Origin of the sequence: Pedobacter miscanthi, from assembly GCF_032678605.1 — a bacterium.
Classification (GTDB): Bacteria; Bacteroidota; Bacteroidia; order Sphingobacteriales; family Sphingobacteriaceae; genus Pedobacter; species Pedobacter miscanthi_A.
Genome location: NZ_JAVTSU010000009.1, coordinates 1 through 17,062 on the forward strand (window position 1 = coordinate 1; position 17,062 = coordinate 17,062).

14 protein-coding genes are annotated in these 17,062 nt (G+C 36.2%); 4 read left to right on the top strand and 10 right to left on the bottom strand.

What is annotated here, in order from left to right; genetic code table 11:
• Window positions 1–227: 227 nt before the first annotated feature.
• Genes R2R28_RS14270 through R2R28_RS14280 form a run of 3 tightly spaced genes read left to right on the top strand, consistent with a single transcriptional unit; the run spans window position 228 to window position 2,355 of the window.
• On the top strand, window positions 228–779 hold the full coding sequence (locus R2R28_RS14270; RefSeq protein ID WP_316826358.1) for a ComF family protein: 552 nt from the start codon (window positions 228–230) through the stop codon (window positions 777–779).
• Window positions 758–925 carry a ComF family protein gene (locus R2R28_RS14275; protein ID WP_316826359.1) on the top strand — a complete coding sequence of 56 codons (168 nt, stop codon included), beginning with the start codon at window positions 758–760 and terminating at the stop codon, window positions 923–925. The genes R2R28_RS14270 and R2R28_RS14275 overlap by 22 nt, the downstream gene beginning before the upstream one ends.
• Before the next feature lie 56 nt (window positions 926–981).
• Window positions 982–2,355 (top strand): hypothetical protein, encoded by a 1,374-nt coding sequence (locus R2R28_RS14280; protein ID WP_316826360.1) that lies wholly within the window; start codon window positions 982–984, stop codon window positions 2,353–2,355.
• A 409-nt stretch (window positions 2,356–2,764) separates the two neighbouring features.
• On the opposite strand, the gene glmS is transcribed toward R2R28_RS14280, so the two are convergent.
• The 3 genes from glmS to R2R28_RS14295 form a co-directional block, all read right to left on the bottom strand.
• Window positions 2,765–4,603 carry a glutamine--fructose-6-phosphate transaminase (isomerizing) gene (glmS, locus tag R2R28_RS14285; protein ID WP_316826361.1) on the bottom strand — a complete coding sequence of 613 codons (1,839 nt, stop codon included), beginning with the start codon at window positions 4,601–4,603 and terminating at the stop codon, window positions 2,765–2,767.
• A gap of 154 nt (window positions 4,604–4,757) precedes the next feature.
• Entirely contained in the window at window positions 4,758–6,029 is a 1,272-nt protein-coding gene (gene glyA, locus R2R28_RS14290) for a serine hydroxymethyltransferase (RefSeq protein WP_316826362.1), read from the bottom strand.
• Window positions 6,030–6,090: 61 nt separating this feature from the next.
• The gene (locus R2R28_RS14295; RefSeq protein WP_316826363.1) at window positions 6,091–6,834 is read right to left on the bottom strand and encodes a segregation and condensation protein A; all 744 of its coding nucleotides are present in this window, start codon (window positions 6,832–6,834) and stop codon (window positions 6,091–6,093) included.
• A gap of 201 nt (window positions 6,835–7,035) precedes the next feature.
• Between R2R28_RS14295 and dxs the strand changes: the two genes are divergently transcribed.
• The gene (gene dxs, locus R2R28_RS14300) at window positions 7,036–8,964 is read left to right on the top strand and encodes a 1-deoxy-D-xylulose-5-phosphate synthase (RefSeq protein WP_316826364.1); all 1,929 of its coding nucleotides are present in this window, start codon (window positions 7,036–7,038) and stop codon (window positions 8,962–8,964) included.
• 365 nt (window positions 8,965–9,329) lie between these two features.
• On the opposite strand, the gene R2R28_RS14305 is transcribed toward dxs, so the two are convergent.
• Genes R2R28_RS14305 through R2R28_RS14335 form a run of 7 tightly spaced genes read right to left on the bottom strand, consistent with a single transcriptional unit; the run spans window position 9,330 to window position 17,023 of the window.
• Complete coding sequence (locus R2R28_RS14305) at window positions 9,330–10,946, bottom strand: gliding motility protein RemB (RefSeq protein WP_316826365.1); 1,617 nt, start codon at window positions 10,944–10,946, stop codon at window positions 9,330–9,332.
• Window positions 10,947–10,949: 3 nt separating this feature from the next.
• Complete coding sequence (locus R2R28_RS14310; RefSeq protein ID WP_316826366.1) at window positions 10,950–12,890, bottom strand: nucleoside-diphosphate sugar epimerase/dehydratase; 1,941 nt, start codon at window positions 12,888–12,890, stop codon at window positions 10,950–10,952.
• Between the two features lie 45 nt (window positions 12,891–12,935).
• Window positions 12,936–13,484 (bottom strand): transferase, encoded by a 549-nt coding sequence (locus tag R2R28_RS14315; protein WP_316826367.1) that lies wholly within the window; start codon window positions 13,482–13,484, stop codon window positions 12,936–12,938.
• A complete protein-coding gene (locus tag R2R28_RS14320) occupies window positions 13,477–14,454 on the bottom strand; it encodes a glycosyltransferase family 4 protein (protein WP_316826368.1) in 978 nt (325 codons plus the stop codon). The genes R2R28_RS14315 and R2R28_RS14320 overlap by 8 nt, the downstream gene beginning before the upstream one ends.
• Before the next feature lie 52 nt (window positions 14,455–14,506).
• Window positions 14,507–15,406, bottom strand: coding sequence for an NAD-dependent epimerase/dehydratase family protein (locus R2R28_RS14325; RefSeq protein WP_316826369.1), 900 nt, complete (start codon window positions 15,404–15,406; stop codon window positions 14,507–14,509).
• On the bottom strand, window positions 15,403–16,221 hold the full coding sequence (locus R2R28_RS14330) for a glycosyltransferase family 2 protein (protein WP_316826370.1): 819 nt from the start codon (window positions 16,219–16,221) through the stop codon (window positions 15,403–15,405). The genes R2R28_RS14325 and R2R28_RS14330 overlap by 4 nt, the downstream gene beginning before the upstream one ends.
• 1 nt (window position 16,222) lies before the next feature.
• Window positions 16,223–17,023, bottom strand: coding sequence for a glycosyltransferase family A protein (locus R2R28_RS14335; protein ID WP_316826371.1), 801 nt, complete (start codon window positions 17,021–17,023; stop codon window positions 16,223–16,225).
• Window positions 17,024–17,062 lie beyond the last annotated feature (39 nt).

Sequence of the window (17,062 nt, forward strand, 5' to 3'; positions counted from 1 at the left end):
TCTAAAGGTTTTCCGTAAGTGGATGGTTTACAGCAGGAAAAAGTTTAACCCTCGGCAAAACTTTTTGGGATATCGGGTGTTTAGGGCGACTTAATAAACCCATCAGGTTTCAAAAACCTGATGGGTTTGAAATAAAGCGTGCCGTAATAACATACTTATATAGTAGCACTGAATCTGATTTGCTAAATAACTATAGCTATCCTCGTAAATATTTATAAATTAGTTATATGTTACAGGTTAAACGATGGTGCGATGATTTAATCGGTTTATTATTACCAAACCTCTGCAATGCCTGTGGTGCGGCTGTATACCACAGCGAGGATTTGATCTGTACCAAATGCCCGTACGATTTGCCTTTTACCGATTATCACCAACATGGAGAAAACAGGGTAGCTAAACAATTATGGGGGCGTGTACTGTTTAATGCTGCTATGGCAATGTTATACTTTAGAAAAGGAGCCAAAGTGCAAAACCTGATCCATAACCTGAAATATAACGGCAGAACTGATGTTGGCGTACTCCTAGGGGGATTGCTTGGAGAACGACCAAAAGTGAGTTCTTTTTACCAGGATGTTGATTTAGTAATTCCAGTTCCATTGCATCATAAAAAGTATAAATACAGGGGTTACAACCAAGGTACTTTTATTGCCGAAGGAATAGCAGATAAAATGGAAATTGGGTTTAGCGAAAAAAATTTAGTACGCAACAATGCTACAGAAAGCAGACTAAAAAAAACCGTTACAACCGCTTTGAAAATATGCAGAACGTTTTTAGCGTAACTGGCCCGGAACATATTGCTGGCAAACACACTTTATTGGTTGATGATGTGATTACAACTGGTGCAACTTTAGAAGCCTGTGCAAACGAACTCTTAAATAGCGGGGCCGCAAAAGTTAGTATTGCCGCACTGGCTTTTGCCGAATAGCTTTATTATACCATGGGCCCCTTGTAAGAACTCAAACATTTTTCTAAGTTTGAGTTATGCTTTCAAAAACTATTTTATTGCTATTGATGATATTTTTTGTTTTTGCATGCAGAAAGGGCGAACGCATTACCACAGATACAAACGCAAGGTTAAATATTCCAAGTAAGGAATTGTTGTTTGATACCATTTTTACTTCAGTTGGTTCTATAACGAAACGGTTAAGCATTGTAAACAGCAATCATGATGCGGTAAAAGTTTCTGAAATCACACTTGCTGGTGGAAACAGTTCTGCATTTAGCATCAATATTAATGGGGAAGATAGCTTTAGCAAAAATGACCTGGTTATAAATGGTCAGGATTCTATTAATCTCTTTGTAAAGGTTATGATTAATCCAAACACAGATCATTTACCCTTCCTGGTTCAGGATTCAATTATTTTAAATACCAATGGAAACAGGCAAGTGATAAGGCTTTTAGCTTATGGCCAGAATGCGGTTTTTGTTAATGATCAAACCATTGCCATTAACACCACCTGGACAAAATCGTTACCCTATATTATAATTGGATCTTTAACGGTTAAAAATGGATCTTCACTTATGATCCAGCCTGGTACTAAAATTTATTTCCACAAGGATGCCGGTTTAAACATAGAAGGCAATTTAATGGTTAATGGAAGTATTACCGATCCGGTTGTATTTTGTAGTGATAGGTTGGAAAACCTATATAGCGAAGAACCCGGTCAATGGAAGGGGATTTTTTTGAAAAGGACCGGCAACGGAGTAATTAAAAGCGCACTGATCAAAAATGCCTCGGTGGGCATTACATCTGATTCGTTATCGTTAAATGCCGATCCTAAATTGATTTTGAGCAATAGTATTATCAAAAATATGCAGGTGGCTGCCTACATTGGTTATCATTCGGAGCTATTGGCCTTTAATAATGTGATGTACAATTGTGGCAATTATTTAATTTATGCCGTTGGAGGAGGAAATTACAGCCTTAAACAAAATACTTTTGCAGGTTACAACTTAAATTTTCCCCGTAAAACAGCATCCCTAAGCTTTTCAGATTATTTATCGGCGAATGTATACAACAAACTCCAGTTAGATTTAACCAACAATATTATTTGGGGTAGTTTAACGAATGAACTGGATATCCAAAAGAAAACATCCGCAGCAGTTCAGCTTAATTTATGGAGCAACTTAATCAGATCTACCAATAATAGTTATGGCAACAATGGCAATATTTTGAATACTGACCCCTCTTTTATCAGTAAGGAGATGGAGAATTTTGAGGTATCGGCAAATAGCCCGGCAAGAAAAAAAGGTGCTGATTTAAGCAACGACCCCTATTTTTCAGGCTTTCTCAATAAAGATATAAAAGGCCATACAAGAATTTCTCCCTCAACCTTAGGAAGTTACGAGAAATAATCGTTTTTTTTCATTTTCAAAAAACAATTCGGCGAGAAATCTCGTTTATATATATGAGAGCGTTAATTTAGATGGTAAGGGTCGATATTTCTTCTAAAGAATATCGGCCCTTTACTTTTTACCAGGATTTTAAGATCGCAGGATTGCCGCTCAATTCTTTCAGGTTAGTTTTGAATATCCATCTATTCCCAGTAGTATTATTTTTTGAAAGTGGACATTGGTGCCCGTGGCGGCCTGCAGTCCCGCTTTTCCTCCTACTGTTTTAATTTATCGATATTAAAAACATAACGCTCAAAACGACATCCGTTCAATCGGGCTTAATTAACAAAGTCGCTATTTAAATATGATTATAATGAAAAAAGCAGCTACAAATTAATGCAACTGCTTTATTTATTTGTTTTGTTGTAAATTATTCTACGGTTACCGATTTAGCAAGATTCCTTGGCTGATCTACATTACAACCACGCATTACCGCAATATGATACGATAATAACTGAAGTGGAATAGTTGCTAAAAGTGGTAAGAAAGCTTCGTTTGCATCAGGGATCTCGATACAATAATCAGCCATTTTCTTCACCTCTGTATCGCCCTGCGTTACAATAGCAATTACTTTACCTTTTCTGGCTTTTACTTCCTGAATGTTACTGATCACTTTCTCATAAGATGAGTTTTGTGTAGCAATAAAAACTACCGGCATTTCTTCGTCGATTAAAGCGATAGGGCCATGTTTCATTTCTGCAGCTGGATAACCTTCTGCATGGATGTATGAAATTTCTTTCAATTTTAAAGCACCTTCTAATGCTACAGGGAAGCCACTTCCTCTGCCTAAGAATAAACAGTTGGTAGAATCTTTAATTTTTTCTGCAACTTCTTTAATCAGGTCATTCGATTCTAAAGCTATCTGAATCTTTTCAGGGATATTGTCTAGTTCAGTTAAAAGTTCTATTAATTTTGAAGTGGTTATGGTACCTTTTTGTTGCGCCATGTAAAAGGCCATCAAAGTTAAAACAGTTACCTGTGCGGTAAAGGCTTTTGTAGAAGCTACACCAATTTCTGGTCCGGCATGGGTATAAACACCAGCATGGGTTAAGCGTGGAATAGAAGCGCCTGCAACGTTACAAATTCCAAAGATAGTTGCTCCACGTTCTTTTGCCATTTCTATGGCCGCCATGGTATCAGCCGTTTCTCCGGATTGTGATATGGCAATTACCACATCTTTTTCAGTGATAATTGGATTTCTGTACCTGAACTCTGAAGCATATTCTACCTCAACCGGGATACGTGCATACTCTTCGATCAGGTACTCGCCAACCAAACCTGCATGCCACGATGTTCCGCAGGCTACAATGATAATACGATCAATATTTTTTAGTTTCTCTGCAAATTCTTTAATCCCACCAAGCTGTACTTTACCTTCTTCAGGATAAATACGGCCACGCATACAATCTTTGATGGAACGGGGTTGTTCATAAATCTCTTTTAACATAAAGTGATCAAAACCACCTTTTTCGAGCATTTCGAGTTTTAACTCTAATTCCTGAATCTGTGGCGTTTGAACAACGTTGTCCAAATGTTTGATTAAAAGATCCTCTCTGGTAATCAAAGCAATTTCGCCATCTTTTAAATAAATTACATTTTTAGTGTACTCTATAATCGGGGTAGCATCAGATGCAATAAAATATTCCCCTTGTCCAACGCCAATTACCATCGGACTACCTTTTCGGGCAGCAATTAAACGATCGGGATGTTCCTTATCCATAATTACAATGGCATAAGCACCATTTACCTCATGCAAAGCCAAACGAACGGCTTCTAAAAGATCAATCTTTTCAATTTCCTGGATTTCTTCAATCAGATGGATCAATACTTCTGTATCAGTATCACTTTTAAACTCGTGCCCGCGACTAACTAACTCTTCCTTTAGCGTGGCATAATTTTCAATGATCCCATTGTGTATAATAGAAAGTTTACCATTATTTGAAGTGTGTGGATGGGAATTACGATCTGAAGGAACACCGTGTGTAGCCCAACGGGTATGGCCCATGCCACTTGTGCCTGATTTATCTTCTTTTTCAGCAAACTCTTCCAAAACAGCAACTTTTCCGGCTTTTTTATAAATATGCTGACCGCTGCTATTCATCAGTGCAATACCAGCACTATCATAACCGCGGTATTCTAATCTTTTAAGACCTTTTAATACAATTGGCCAGGCTTCTCTGTAGCCAATGTAGCCTACTATTCCACACATATGTTTTTATTATCACATTAATTTGCCAAATATATAAAACAAACGTTTGTTTTACAGCATCAACGCTAAAAAACTTAATTCATCAAAAAAGCAGTTACAAATTAATGCAACTGCTTTTTAACATTTTCTTTCTAAAATTAATTAGAACTATTTTTTACTTATATAATGGAAATGCACTTACCAACTGAATCACTTCAGCTTTTACTGTGTTTAGATTGGCTTCATCTTCAGGGTTGGTTAAAACGCGATCGATCAACTCAACAATTTGCTCCATTTCAGCCTCTTTTAAACCACGGGTAGTAATAGCAGCTGTACCTACACGGATACCAGAAGTTACAAACGGAGATTTATCATCAAATGGCACCATATTTTTATTCACGGTAATTTCTGCTTTTTCTAGAGCATTCTCAGCCAATTTACCGGTGATGTTTTTATTACGAAGATCGATCAACATCAAGTGGTTATCGGTGCCACCAGAAATAATACCATAACCTTTAGCTACAAATGCTTTGGCCATTGCCTGTGCATTTGCTGCAACTTGTTTAATGTAAGTTCCGTACTCCTCGCTTAAAGCTTCACCAAAAGCAATTGCTTTTGCTGCAATGATATGCTCCAACGGGCCACCTTGCGTACCTGGGAAAACAGCCATGTCTAATAAATTGCTCATTAGGCGAATTTCACCTTTAGGCGTCTTTAATCCCCATGGGTTTTCAAAATCTTTTCCCATCATAATCATACCGCCACGTGGACCACGTAAAGTTTTGTGGGTTGTTGTGGTTACAATATGGCAATGTGGAAGTGGGTTAGCCAATAAACCCTTAGCAATTAAACCTGCCGGGTGAGAAATATCAGCTAAAACCAAGGCACCAATTTTATCAGCAACAGCACGGATAAAGGCATAATCCCACTCGCGAGAGTATGCAGATGCACCGCAGATAATTAATTTTGGTTTTTCAGCTAAAGCTACTTCCTCCAGTTTTTTATAATCGATTAGTCCGGTTTCTTTTTCAACACCATAAAAAAATGGTTGATATAATTTACCCGAAAAGTTAACTGGTGAACCATGTGTTAAGTGACCTCCATGAGAAAGATCGAAACCTAATATTTTATCACCAGGCTGTAAAACAGCAAGCATTACTGCTGCATTTGCTTGCGCACCAGAGTGCGGCTGAACATTTACCCACGCTGCACCAAACAATTCTTTTGCCCTATCAATCGCAATCTGCTCTACCACATCTACTACCTGGCAACCGCCATAATAACGTTTTCCTGGTAAGCCTTCAGCATATTTATTGGTTAGTACCGATCCGGCAGCTTCCATTACCTGCTTGCTTACAAAGTTTTCTGATGCAATAAGCTCTAAACCATGCTCCTGGCGGTTTAATTCTTTATCGATAAGTTCAAAAATTTGGTTGTCGCGTGTCATCTTATATTAGGTTTGTATTTTTTTGGCAAAAGTAAGGATTTCAAATTTAATTTAGGCTGGTTTAAGTTAATGCTTTCACATTAAAGTTGTTAAAACCGCTTCCAATGGTTATCTCTATGATTTGTTGTTGCAACATTTCTAAAATAGCCAGGAAATTATATACGAAATGCACCTTATTTTCTGAGTTTTTGAGTACGAGGGCAAAATCGATCTGTTTATTGATATCGAGCAGATTCGCAATAAAATGTTTTTGCTGCTCAATGGTGTAAGGATATTGCACCACCGTATGTTTAACTTCTTCGCTACGCAGCTCATATTTCTGCATCGTTCGGTGATAAACCGTTAAAAGTTTATAAAGATCCAGCGATAAAAGTTCATCCTGATGAGAGGAAGATGCAGCAGCAAGGGTTAAATCGAATGCAATGTTTCCCCGATGATCCTGTTTTAAACGTTCCTCTTCGAAACCCTTCATTTCTTCTGCGGCAGATTTAAACTGTTTATAAGCAATAAGCCTCGCGATCAGGTCTTGTTCAGCATTGATTTCGTTTCCAGCTTCATCAACCTCAATCCTAGGCAAAAGCATTTTAGATTTAATGCGCATCAGGGTTGCCGCAACCAGAATAAATTCGCTGGCTATTTCTACATTTAAGGCAAGGAGTTGATGAATATAGGCCAAAAAGTCATTTGTAATCTTCGCAATCTCTACGTCCTGAATGCTCAGCTCGTCGCGCTCAATAAAGAACAACAACAAATCGAAGGGGCCTTCGAATACTGGAAGTTTTATCTCAAAATTCTCTGCCTGCATGTGAAGGCACAAACATAGTGAAAAATTTTAGTCTGGAGGATATTTAACCCCAATGTAAAAAGATAGACATCATTATTACAATAGCAACCTAAAGCACTAAACATTAACCGCTTAACCTTCAATAATAAACCACTATTTTTCTCTTCTATATTAAAACAAAAATACCTTACTTTGTATCTTGTTTTTTACCAAAAATTTCGAATGCAAGTAAAAGCTGGCCCTCTGCTATCAAAAATCAACTATCCTGCTGATTTAAAGCAATATAGCGAATCTGACTTAGAACAAATAAGTCAGGAATTACGACAGTATATTATTGATGTAGTTAGTGTTAACGGAGGCCATTTTGCGTCCAGTTTAGGTGTTGTCGAATTAACGGTTGCCTTACACTATGCATTGAATACCCCATACGATAAATTGGTTTGGGATGTAGGCCACCAGGCATATGGACATAAAATTTTAACCGGTCGCAGGGATTTATTCCACACCAACCGTGTGTATGGAGGCATCAGCGGCTTTCCAAAAATTTCAGAAAGTGAGTACGATACTTTTGGCGTTGGTCACTCTTCTACCTCTATTTCTGCCGCTTTAGGTATGGCTGTGGCTTCGCAGCTAAAAGGAGAAACAGATAGACAACATGTTGCCATTATTGGTGATGGTGCGATGACTGCTGGTTTGGCTTTTGAAGGATTAAACCACGCGGGAATTGAAAACAGCAATGTGCTGGTTATTCTGAATGATAATTGCATGTCTATCGATCCGAATGTAGGTGCACTTAAAGAGTATTTAACCAGCATAACGATTTCCAAATCTTATAACCGTTTCCGTGATGATATTTCTCATGTATTGGCCGGGCTTTCTAAATTAGGTCCAAATGCACATAAGTATGTTAAAAAAATAGAAAAGAGCATTAAAGGAACTTTACTTAAACAAAGTAACCTTTTCGAGGCCTTAAATTTTAGGTATTTCGGCCCTGTTGATGGCCACGATGTAAAACGTTTGGCTCAAACCATAAAAGACTTATCTGCCATTCCAGGCCCTAAACTTCTTCACTGTATTACGGTAAAGGGTAAAGGTTTTGCGCTTGCAGAAAAAGATCAAACAAAATGGCATGCACCAGGTCTTTTTGATAAGATAACGGGTGAAATCAATAAAAGCATTCCAGATAAACCACAACCACCAAAATACCAGGATGTTTTCGGACATACCATGGTAGAACTGGCTGAGGCTAATGATAAAATAGTAGGTATTACACCTGCGATGCCTTCAGGATCATCATTAAATATTATGATGAAGGCTATGCCAAAACGTGCTTTTGATGTGGGTATTGCAGAACAACATGCGGTAACCTTCTCTGCTGGCTTAGCCACACAGGGCTTGGTTCCTTTTTGCAACATCTATTCAAGCTTTATGCAAAGAGCATACGATCAGGTAATCCATGATGTGGCGATACAAAAACTAAACGTTGTTTTTTGTTTGGATAGGGCAGGTATGGCAGGTGCAGATGGGGCAACCCATCATGGTGCTTACGATATTGCTTATATGCGTTGCATCCCAAATTTAGTAATTTCTTCTCCAATGAATGAAGAAGAACTACGTAACCTGATGTTTACTGCTCAACAGGAAAATGTTGGGCCATTTGTAATTCGTTATCCTCGTGGCAACGGTGTAATGCCTGATTGGAAAAGGCCATTCAAAGCTTTAGAGATTGGCAAAGGACGTAAAATTTGCGATGGTGAAGATGTAGCGCTATTAACCATTGGCCACGTAGGTAATTTTGCTGTTGAAGCGAGAGCAGAATTAAACAGCGAAGGCTTTTATCCGGCTCATTATGATTTACGTTTTGTTAAGCCTTTAGATGAGCAATTATTACATGAGGTGTTTGCTAAATACAAGAATGTAATTACTGTAGAAGATGGATCTTTGCCCGGAGGGGTAGGCTCAGCTGTATTAGAGTTTATGGCCGATCACGGCTATCATGCTAATGTAGTCCGTTTAGGTATTCCTGATCAGTTTATAGAACATGGGGAGCAACCTGAGCTTTGGGCAGAATGTGGTTATGATAAAAGTGCGATTATTGAAGCGGTAAAGAAAGTTGCAATAAAAAGAACAACGAATACAATGGCTGGATAGCTTAAAAGAGCAAATTTCTTTGATAATTGTATGTTTAGATTATCAAAAGGTTAAGTTTTGATGATGATTTTAATCAAATTACTCAAAAATAAGTATTGATATATGTCATAACTACAAAAGGAGGCCTAGAATCGATTTTATTGTTCCCATAATCTACTTTGATCGGCAAACAGTATTTAAGTTACTATGTTTACTGGTATCATATTTGTGTTGATACCAGCAAACCTTAATAATATAGTAATGAAAACGTTTAAAAAATCCATCCTATTTACCAAAACCGTTCTTAATTTTTTTGGATTCTTATTTAACCAATCTTTAAACAGAGACAAACTCAGCAAAAAGTCTGGATAAAGAAATGCAAATCTTTAAAAATCGTGGTAGATATTTCTAAATGAGCTTCTTAATCCAATAGTTAACAATCCCGTTTTATTGATCCCCAACTCGTTACTTTCTCTTCTATATGTACCTGCCACTTCTAATCTTAAATTGTATTTAGGATTAAGTAAATAAGCAACCTGCCCTTTTACATAGTAGAGGTCTGTGCCTTTGCCTTGCCCTATGTGACTACCATATTGAACAGATCTGGTATCATAACTCTTAAAAATATCACCACCATAATTCATGCCTGCAGGATCTAGGCCATATCTTGAATATAATGCTTGTCCCTGAAGGTCAAATCGTTTGTAGCTATAGTTTAAAATCCCCAAAAACTCTCTAAAGTTTGCGCCACGTGGATGCGCTAAGGATTGATTGTAATTGGCGTAATTCGAAATTCTATCGAAGTGCGCGTAAGTATATGGCCTGGCTGTGTTAAATTCAGCGAGATAATTTAAGCCCTGTACTTTAAATAGATCAGATCCGCGTACACCAAACTGAACAGCAAATTTATTAGCCCAATAACCATTTCCTTTAAAAAATTCTTTGGCCGTAAATTCATCGAACATGAACTGCCCATATAATGCTGTTTTTTCTAAGAGTTCATATTTTAGGTTAATTCCTAAACGCATTTTATCCGGCGAGGTGGTATTCGTACTCTCAACTGGGCGCAAAAACAAAAAAGGGTGGATATAATTAAAATCAAATCCACGTTTGCCTTCGGGCTCTGCATCAGCCCAAGTAACTGCCTGAAAAAAACCAACGGAAAAACGTTTCGTTGCATTCCAATCTACATAGTGCGCTGCCATCCATTTCCCACGGTCTCCTAATCTTCTATCACTCGCTAATTTTGGCGCCCCTGGATCGAGCATGTAGGCAAATATGGTTTGATACTGCACACTACCTACAGTTGCCCTTACTCTAAAGAAAGAATAATTTGAAGAAACATCTGATAACAGCATCGAACGATAACCATCCCCTATGAAGTTCTTATCATATCCTAAAGCAAAATTTAAATATTTATTTGGCGTATATGACAATAATGCTGTAACGTAAGACCAGTCTTGTTTATCTGCTCCCAATTTACCATATCCCTGCCCAGGTACTACCTGGTTCGCGACGATAAAGTTGTTTACATAATCCACAAATTTACCTTGATTTTCAAAACCATTCAGGTAGAATGAAAACTGTTTTCCTACGTTACCTCCAACCTGGAAACCACGTGTATTTAACCATGTTGACCTATTTCCGCTAAAATCTTTCCCTATCTGAAAATCAGGAAGAAAATCTGCGTAGATATTATAGTCATCACTTTTAAATTCAAAAAGATGTTCCTGGAATAATTTACGATGCACCCAGCTTCTTTTATTTAAACTGTCCGTTCCGGCATTCATTAATGAATCATACTGCTTTTGTAAAGCACTATCATCCGAATAGAAACCCTTGATGGCAGAGTGAAATTTAGATTGCTGATCGTAAACAGCAGGGCTTAATTTTTGATAAAATTGATAATCGTAGGGAATAATACGATTAGGAGTAGGGTTTTGTGCATCAGCAGCTAAAGCAAAAATGGCCATGAAGGCCATTAAGAAGATTCTTTTAATCATATTTTAGTCGTTTATTACCTTATCTAATTCTTCAAATATCGAATTTTTACTTTTAAATTCCGGAACCAGTTTTTTCATATTCATTACCACCTGCCGATCATTATCCGATTTGGCAGATGAGATTAACTCATAAATCTGTTTCTCCACATCTGCGAATATATATTCCCTTACTTTACCGATCATAATTTTCTCATGATGGGTAGGCATAGTATTTTCATTATCATTGAGTAATTCTTCGTATAATTTTTCTCCCGGACGTAAACCTGAATATTCAATTTTAACGTCAACATTAGGTTCTAAACCAGCCAGTCTAATCATCTTTTTAGCCAATTCGACAATCTTAACCGACTTACCCATATCAAAAACGAAGATTTCACCACCTTTCCCCATACATCCTGCTTCGAGTACCAAACGACAAGCCTCAGGGATCGTCATAAAATAACGCGTGATTTCCGGGTGGGTTACGGTAACTGGTCCACCTTTTTCAATCTGCTGTCTAAATCGAGGAATTACAGAGCCATTAGACCCTAAGACGTTTCCAAAACGGGTAGTGATAAATTTAGTGATCGGTTTAACATTCAGGTCATTGATATATTGTAAGCCGTTGCTAAAAATAAAACCATCTGTACTTAATGAATTGTTAAGTGATTGAACATAGATTTCGGCAATGCGTTTTGAGGCGCCCATAATATTGGTCGGATTTACAGCCTTATCAGTAGAAATCATTACAAATTTCTGAACACCATATTTAACAGATTTATCCGCAATGGTTTTAGTCCCCAATACATTAGCTTTAATGGCTTCCGCAGGATTATCTTCCATCAAAGGGACATGTTTATAGGCAGCCGCATGATACACGTAATGTGGCTTGTAAGTTTCAAACAGCTTATCCATGCGCTGCTCATCACGAACATCGCCAATAAAAGCGTGGAAATTTTTACTCTTATTGGTTTCCTCCAACTCAAGGTATAATTCATGCAAAGCAGTTTCTGATTGATCGCAAAGAATAATCAGTCCCACATTAAATTTCGAAAGCTGACGAACAATCTCACTACCGATAGATCCTGCCGCACCTGTAATTAGGATCCGCTTTTTGTCCAGCATCTGTCCAATTCCATCAATATCAATTTTAATTGATTTTCTATTCAATAAATCCTCGATATTTAATTTCTGAATCTGTGTCGACTTTAGCTGTCCATTAGTCCATACATCAGGAGGAGGGATGTTTAAAACCTTAATATCATTCTCCAGGCACAAATCAACAATTTCATCCTTTTTTTCATCTGGAATAGTGTAAGAAGCAAAGATAATTTCATCTAACTCATGTTCACCAATCAGATAGGCAAGATTTGCAGCATCTAAAATTTTAATACCATCTATAGTTTTGCCAATTTTTCTCTGGTCATCATCTACGAAAGCAACAATATTTTTATTTACACTTCCGTCATGATCAAAAGTCCTTTTAGTCGCCAAACCGGCTTCGCCTGCGCCATATATGATTACTTTCTTTTTATCGAGATTGAGGTTTTTAACATAAATAAAGAAATATTTAATCAAAACCCGGTAAGTCATCAAAAACAAAAAGCTGGTTAGGCCATTGGTAATTAATATCGTAATAGAGATTAAAGGGTATTGAAAGAAAGTAATTGCAATTAGGTTGAGTACGAAAAAAGTACCATTACCAATTACTACGGCAATTAAAATACGGAATGAATCCTGCGCACTGGTATAGCGGATGATACCCGTAAATGTTCTAATATGAAAGAAAACTGCAATATTAATGGTACCAATAATCAGGAGATTTCTCGCAAGTTCAGGCAATTCTATTGCTGTTAAATCTAAATTATGCTTAAGGGAATAAGCAAATATTAAAGAACAGGTGCAAATGGTCAGATCTAATAAGAAAATGACCCAGCGCGGAACAATATTAATTTGTGTAAACAAAATACAATAGGCTAAATTTTAGTAAAGATACGCATTATAACAAGATTAATACAAGTGTAATGCAACAACTTCATCAGGCTCAAAAGCGCGGGAAATAGTGCTAAGTCTGCCTATTGCACTACAGGCATCTACACTTGTACCCATCCCAATTTTAGCACTGCCTCCTATATACGAGTTTGGATAAATACAACAAAAATCTTCAATAATGGCATCATGGTCAACAGTTACATTTGCATTAACTATCACATGTTTGCCAATAATAACGCCAGATTGAATTACTGCGCCTGCTAGAATTACACTCCCTTCACCTATAACTACATTATCCGCAATTATAGCCTTTGGATGTATCAAGGTGCCAAATTCGTGCACGATATACTTAGCAATATTTCTGCGTACCTCATTGTTACCAACTCCAATAATTAACTTAGCCTGTTGCTCAACACTTTCGTGATATGGCAAAACAGGAATATTGTTAATGGAAGACAAATCTTTATTATCATCAAAGTAGGTGATTAACCGACCTTTATTAAGTGTAATTGCATCGCCAATTACCCTGGCATGGCCTCCGCCGCCATAAACTACCCAATCATTCATTTGTTACTGATTTTATCAATCTATCTTTCCCCTCCATCATAAAACGGACAATAAGGAAAATAATTCCCGACGTTACAATCAAAAACAATGCCGTTAGCGAATCTTTTCCCACAAATAAAATAAGAAGGACATTGATGATCAATTGGATTAAGATATAAATGCTCACCACCAATAAATGAGGCCATTTTTTTTCATTGGAAAGAAACTGATAAAAATGGCTTCTGTGCGCTTCAAAAATATTCTCTTTTCTAATTACCCTAAATACAATTGTGGTTACAGCGTCTAATCCATAAAACAATAATAATAGGATGTAATTAAAATTCTGCGTTTGGATCACCAGCTGCCCTATGAGAAAAACAATAATGAAAGCGATGCTCACACTTCCTACATCACCGGCAAAACACTTAGCTTTTTTTCTGAAATTAAAAAAATTGAATACGAGTAACGACAAGCCAACAGTAATTAATAAATCAGATGAAGTAAATGAGGTAACCTGTTCGTTAATATAATATAAAGTTGCAATTGCCAATAAGCTATATCCTCCTGTAATTCCGTTTATACCATCCATAAAGTTATAGGCATTAATGGTTCCGATCACAAAAATTAATGCAATAGGAATCCAATACCAGCTTAAACTAAATAGATTCCATTGGTAAAACATGAGCAAAACAGATAAAAGATGGATACTTAATCTTAATTTGTTGTTTAGAGTGAAAATATCATCTAAAAAACTGATTAAACTGATTAGAAATAAACCCAGAATAAAATAGGTATATTGAAATCCAAAAGTGAAGAAAAAAATTAGCGCTGCCAGTGTAAAAATAATTCCTCCTCCGCGGATAGTTACTGTTGTATGAGAACTTCTGTGATTGGGTTTATCTATGATATTGAAATGATCGGCTATTTTAAAGTAGAAAATTTCCAGAGCAAACAGGCCAATTAGAATAATTAAAATAAAAATCGGTGCCATTGGATTATTGGATAAAGGATTTAAATTAAAGTTAATAATAGTCAAAATGCAGTTAGGTGTTACTGAAGGATTTTGCTGTAATCCTTAATCCTTCATTCGTTTTGAGAGGCAAATGGCCCCCTATCGCTTTTTTTATTTTATTATTGCTTACCAAATAATTCTCTGTTAACTTACTTAAACGTTCAGAATTCAACGGTAACTTTAAAAGGTCACCAACTTTAGCTAATCCTCTAATTATTCCCGGTGAAATTGCCCATAGTTTAGATTCTCTATTCAATGATTGTGCTAAAATACCTACAACCTCATTAGTTGATAAAGCATCATCATCTGCGATGTTATATATTCCAGAAGGAATATCTTTCTTGAGTAAGTTCGCAATTACAAAACACAAATTCTCAACACTTAAGAATGAGCGTTTATTTTTAAATGAGGCTAAAGGGTAAGGGATTCCTTTTTGAACAAATTTATATAGTAAATTTAAATTCCCCTTATTACCAGGACCATGAATCATACAGGGGCGAAGGATGTAATACGACTTTCCTTCAGGCAATGGCTGGCCCTGTATATATTTTTCGGCCATAAGCTTGGATCTGCCGTAATGAGTTATCGGAGCTGGTAGAACTTCTTCGGTCAAAACTCCATCAACTTGATCAGCTGCAGCTTTTACCGAACTAATAAAAATAAATTTTCGGCAATCAGATTTTAAAAATTCATCGTAGAGTTTTTTTGTAAGTTCAAAGTTAACCTGATAATATTCCTCAGGATTTGAAAAATTTTTTAAATCATGTGCCTTTCCAGCGAGATGAACAATAGCTGCTTTATCTCTGATAATTTGATTAGAAATTAACTCAGACCGCTTGAAATGCTCCACTTGCATTTCTAATTTACTGAGGTAAGGACTTAAATTTTTACCGACAAAACCGGTAGCTCCCGTTATTAGAACTTTAATCATTTAAATTGGGATAAGGCTTCGTTATTAATTTTTTCTCTTTCACTATCAAAAAACCAACCCCATTTATTGAAGTAAGCAACTGCAGATTTTATAAAAATTATAAATAATTTTTTGCTTTTGTTTGCTCCGGATTCATATCCATGATAAACCGATACTTTAGGAAAATATATAGTTTTATATTTCTGATGCATTCTTCTGGATAGGTCCCAGTCCTCAAAATACATAAAGTATCGATCATCATACATTCCAACATCTTTAATTGCTTTTAAATTTAACAATGTAAAACAACCAGAAAGTACAGGGGCATTATAAACTAAATCTTTTGGTACAAACCTCAGCTCATAGTTATTTATAAATTTAAGATATGCTTTGTTAGGCTTTTTTAACTTACGCCATAAAATGTGCAGGGGTTTTGGCAGTAACTTTGGCAGATCCTGGACAGTATTATCTTCGTTTAAAACTCGCGGCATCATCATTCCAACACGATCATTTTCTTGCATATATTTCACCATTGGAAAAATTACATTTTCATCAAAATAAATATCAGGATTAATTATGAAGTGATGATTTGAGCCTGCAGAGATTGCTTGCTGAATAGCGAGATTATGCGCAGAGCCAAAGCCCGGATTAGAAGGATTATGAATGTATATGATATCTTGAAAATTATGCTTTAGATGGATTAATGCATCAGTAGGAGAGTTATCAATCAAAAATAAAATTATATTATTAGGCTGATAGCTAAAAATACTTGAGATTGCTTTACTTATTTCTATAACATTATTTTGATACAGAACTATGCTTGCTGTTACCTTCATACTATCTACCTAGTTTCACAATTAATAACCTTCTTATATATTTAACTCTTGAATAACAAAAAAGGAAAACAAATTCTAGTAGTTTCACAACTTTTAATTGATATCCTAACCTCATATTTTGCAAATCACCGATAGCCATTTCTCCAAGATTAGATGAAAGTCCGACATGGCCAAAATGGGGCTTTCCATCTCCAGTAGTAACCAAACTTTCGTTCAAAAGGAAACATTTAAAGCCAGCTGACGCAATTCTTATCCAATAATTAGCATCTTCACAATAATCTTGATTTTCACTAAATAAGCCTACATTATCCATGACATTTTTTTTAATCATAACTGTAGGTGTTGCAAAGAAATTTTTATAGAGAAGCATTCTCGCAGTGATTCTAGTCAAATGAGAAAATTTAATCCAAAAAAAACGAAGAAAATGCTCATTATTTCTATTACATCCTATAAATGAAATATCCTGATTTTCAGTAATAAATTTCATTTGTCGCTCAATTTTATTGCTTGCCCATTCATCATCAGAATCCAAAAATGCAATCCAATCGCCTTTAGCTAATTTCATCCCTGTATTTCTAGCCCGAGAAACACCAGCATTAATTTTATTTGTTAATTGGATGGTCATAGGCCCAACATTGCTTTCGATAATCTGTTCAATTATTTTTTGAGAATTATCTTTTGAACCATCATTTATAATTATTATTTCAATTGCACCTGTATAGGTTTGATTCAAAATTGAATCAATACAAACTTTAATAGTTTTTTCAGAATTATACACCGGAATTACTACAGAGATCAACATTTTATATAGTCAAATTTATTATACTAGATATTTTACTTT

Excerpts from the sequence above, each read along its gene's own strand:
- R2R28_RS14330 (WP_316826370.1), bottom strand. The coding sequence starts at position 16,221 with ATGAAGGTAACAGCAAGCATAGTTCTGTATCAAAATAATGTTATAGAA.
- R2R28_RS14305 (WP_316826365.1), bottom strand. The coding sequence starts at position 10,946 with ATGATTAAAAGAATCTTCTTAATGGCCTTCATGGCCATTTTTGCTTTA.
- R2R28_RS14315 (WP_316826367.1), bottom strand. The coding sequence starts at position 13,484 with ATGAATGATTGGGTAGTTTATGGCGGCGGAGGCCATGCCAGGGTAATT.
- glyA (WP_316826362.1), bottom strand. The coding sequence starts at position 6,029 with ATGACACGCGACAACCAAATTTTTGAACTTATCGATAAAGAATTAAAC.
- R2R28_RS14325 (WP_316826369.1), bottom strand. The coding sequence starts at position 15,406 with ATGATTAAAGTTCTAATAACGGGAGCTACCGGTTTTGTCGGTAAAAAT.
- R2R28_RS14270 (WP_316826358.1), top strand. The coding sequence starts at position 228 with ATGTTACAGGTTAAACGATGGTGCGATGATTTAATCGGTTTATTATTA.
- R2R28_RS14320 (WP_316826368.1), bottom strand. The coding sequence starts at position 14,454 with ATGGCACCGATTTTTATTTTAATTATTCTAATTGGCCTGTTTGCTCTG.
- R2R28_RS14335 (WP_316826371.1), bottom strand. The coding sequence starts at position 17,023 with ATGTTGATCTCTGTAGTAATTCCGGTGTATAATTCTGAAAAAACTATT.
- R2R28_RS14295 (WP_316826363.1), bottom strand. The coding sequence starts at position 6,834 with ATGCAGGCAGAGAATTTTGAGATAAAACTTCCAGTATTCGAAGGCCCC.
- R2R28_RS14275 (WP_316826359.1), top strand. The coding sequence starts at position 758 with ATGCAGAACGTTTTTAGCGTAACTGGCCCGGAACATATTGCTGGCAAA.
- glmS (WP_316826361.1), bottom strand. The coding sequence starts at position 4,603 with ATGTGTGGAATAGTAGGCTACATTGGCTACAGAGAAGCCTGGCCAATT.
- R2R28_RS14280 (WP_316826360.1), top strand. The coding sequence starts at position 982 with ATGCTTTCAAAAACTATTTTATTGCTATTGATGATATTTTTTGTTTTT.
- dxs (WP_316826364.1), top strand. The coding sequence starts at position 7,036 with ATGCAAGTAAAAGCTGGCCCTCTGCTATCAAAAATCAACTATCCTGCT.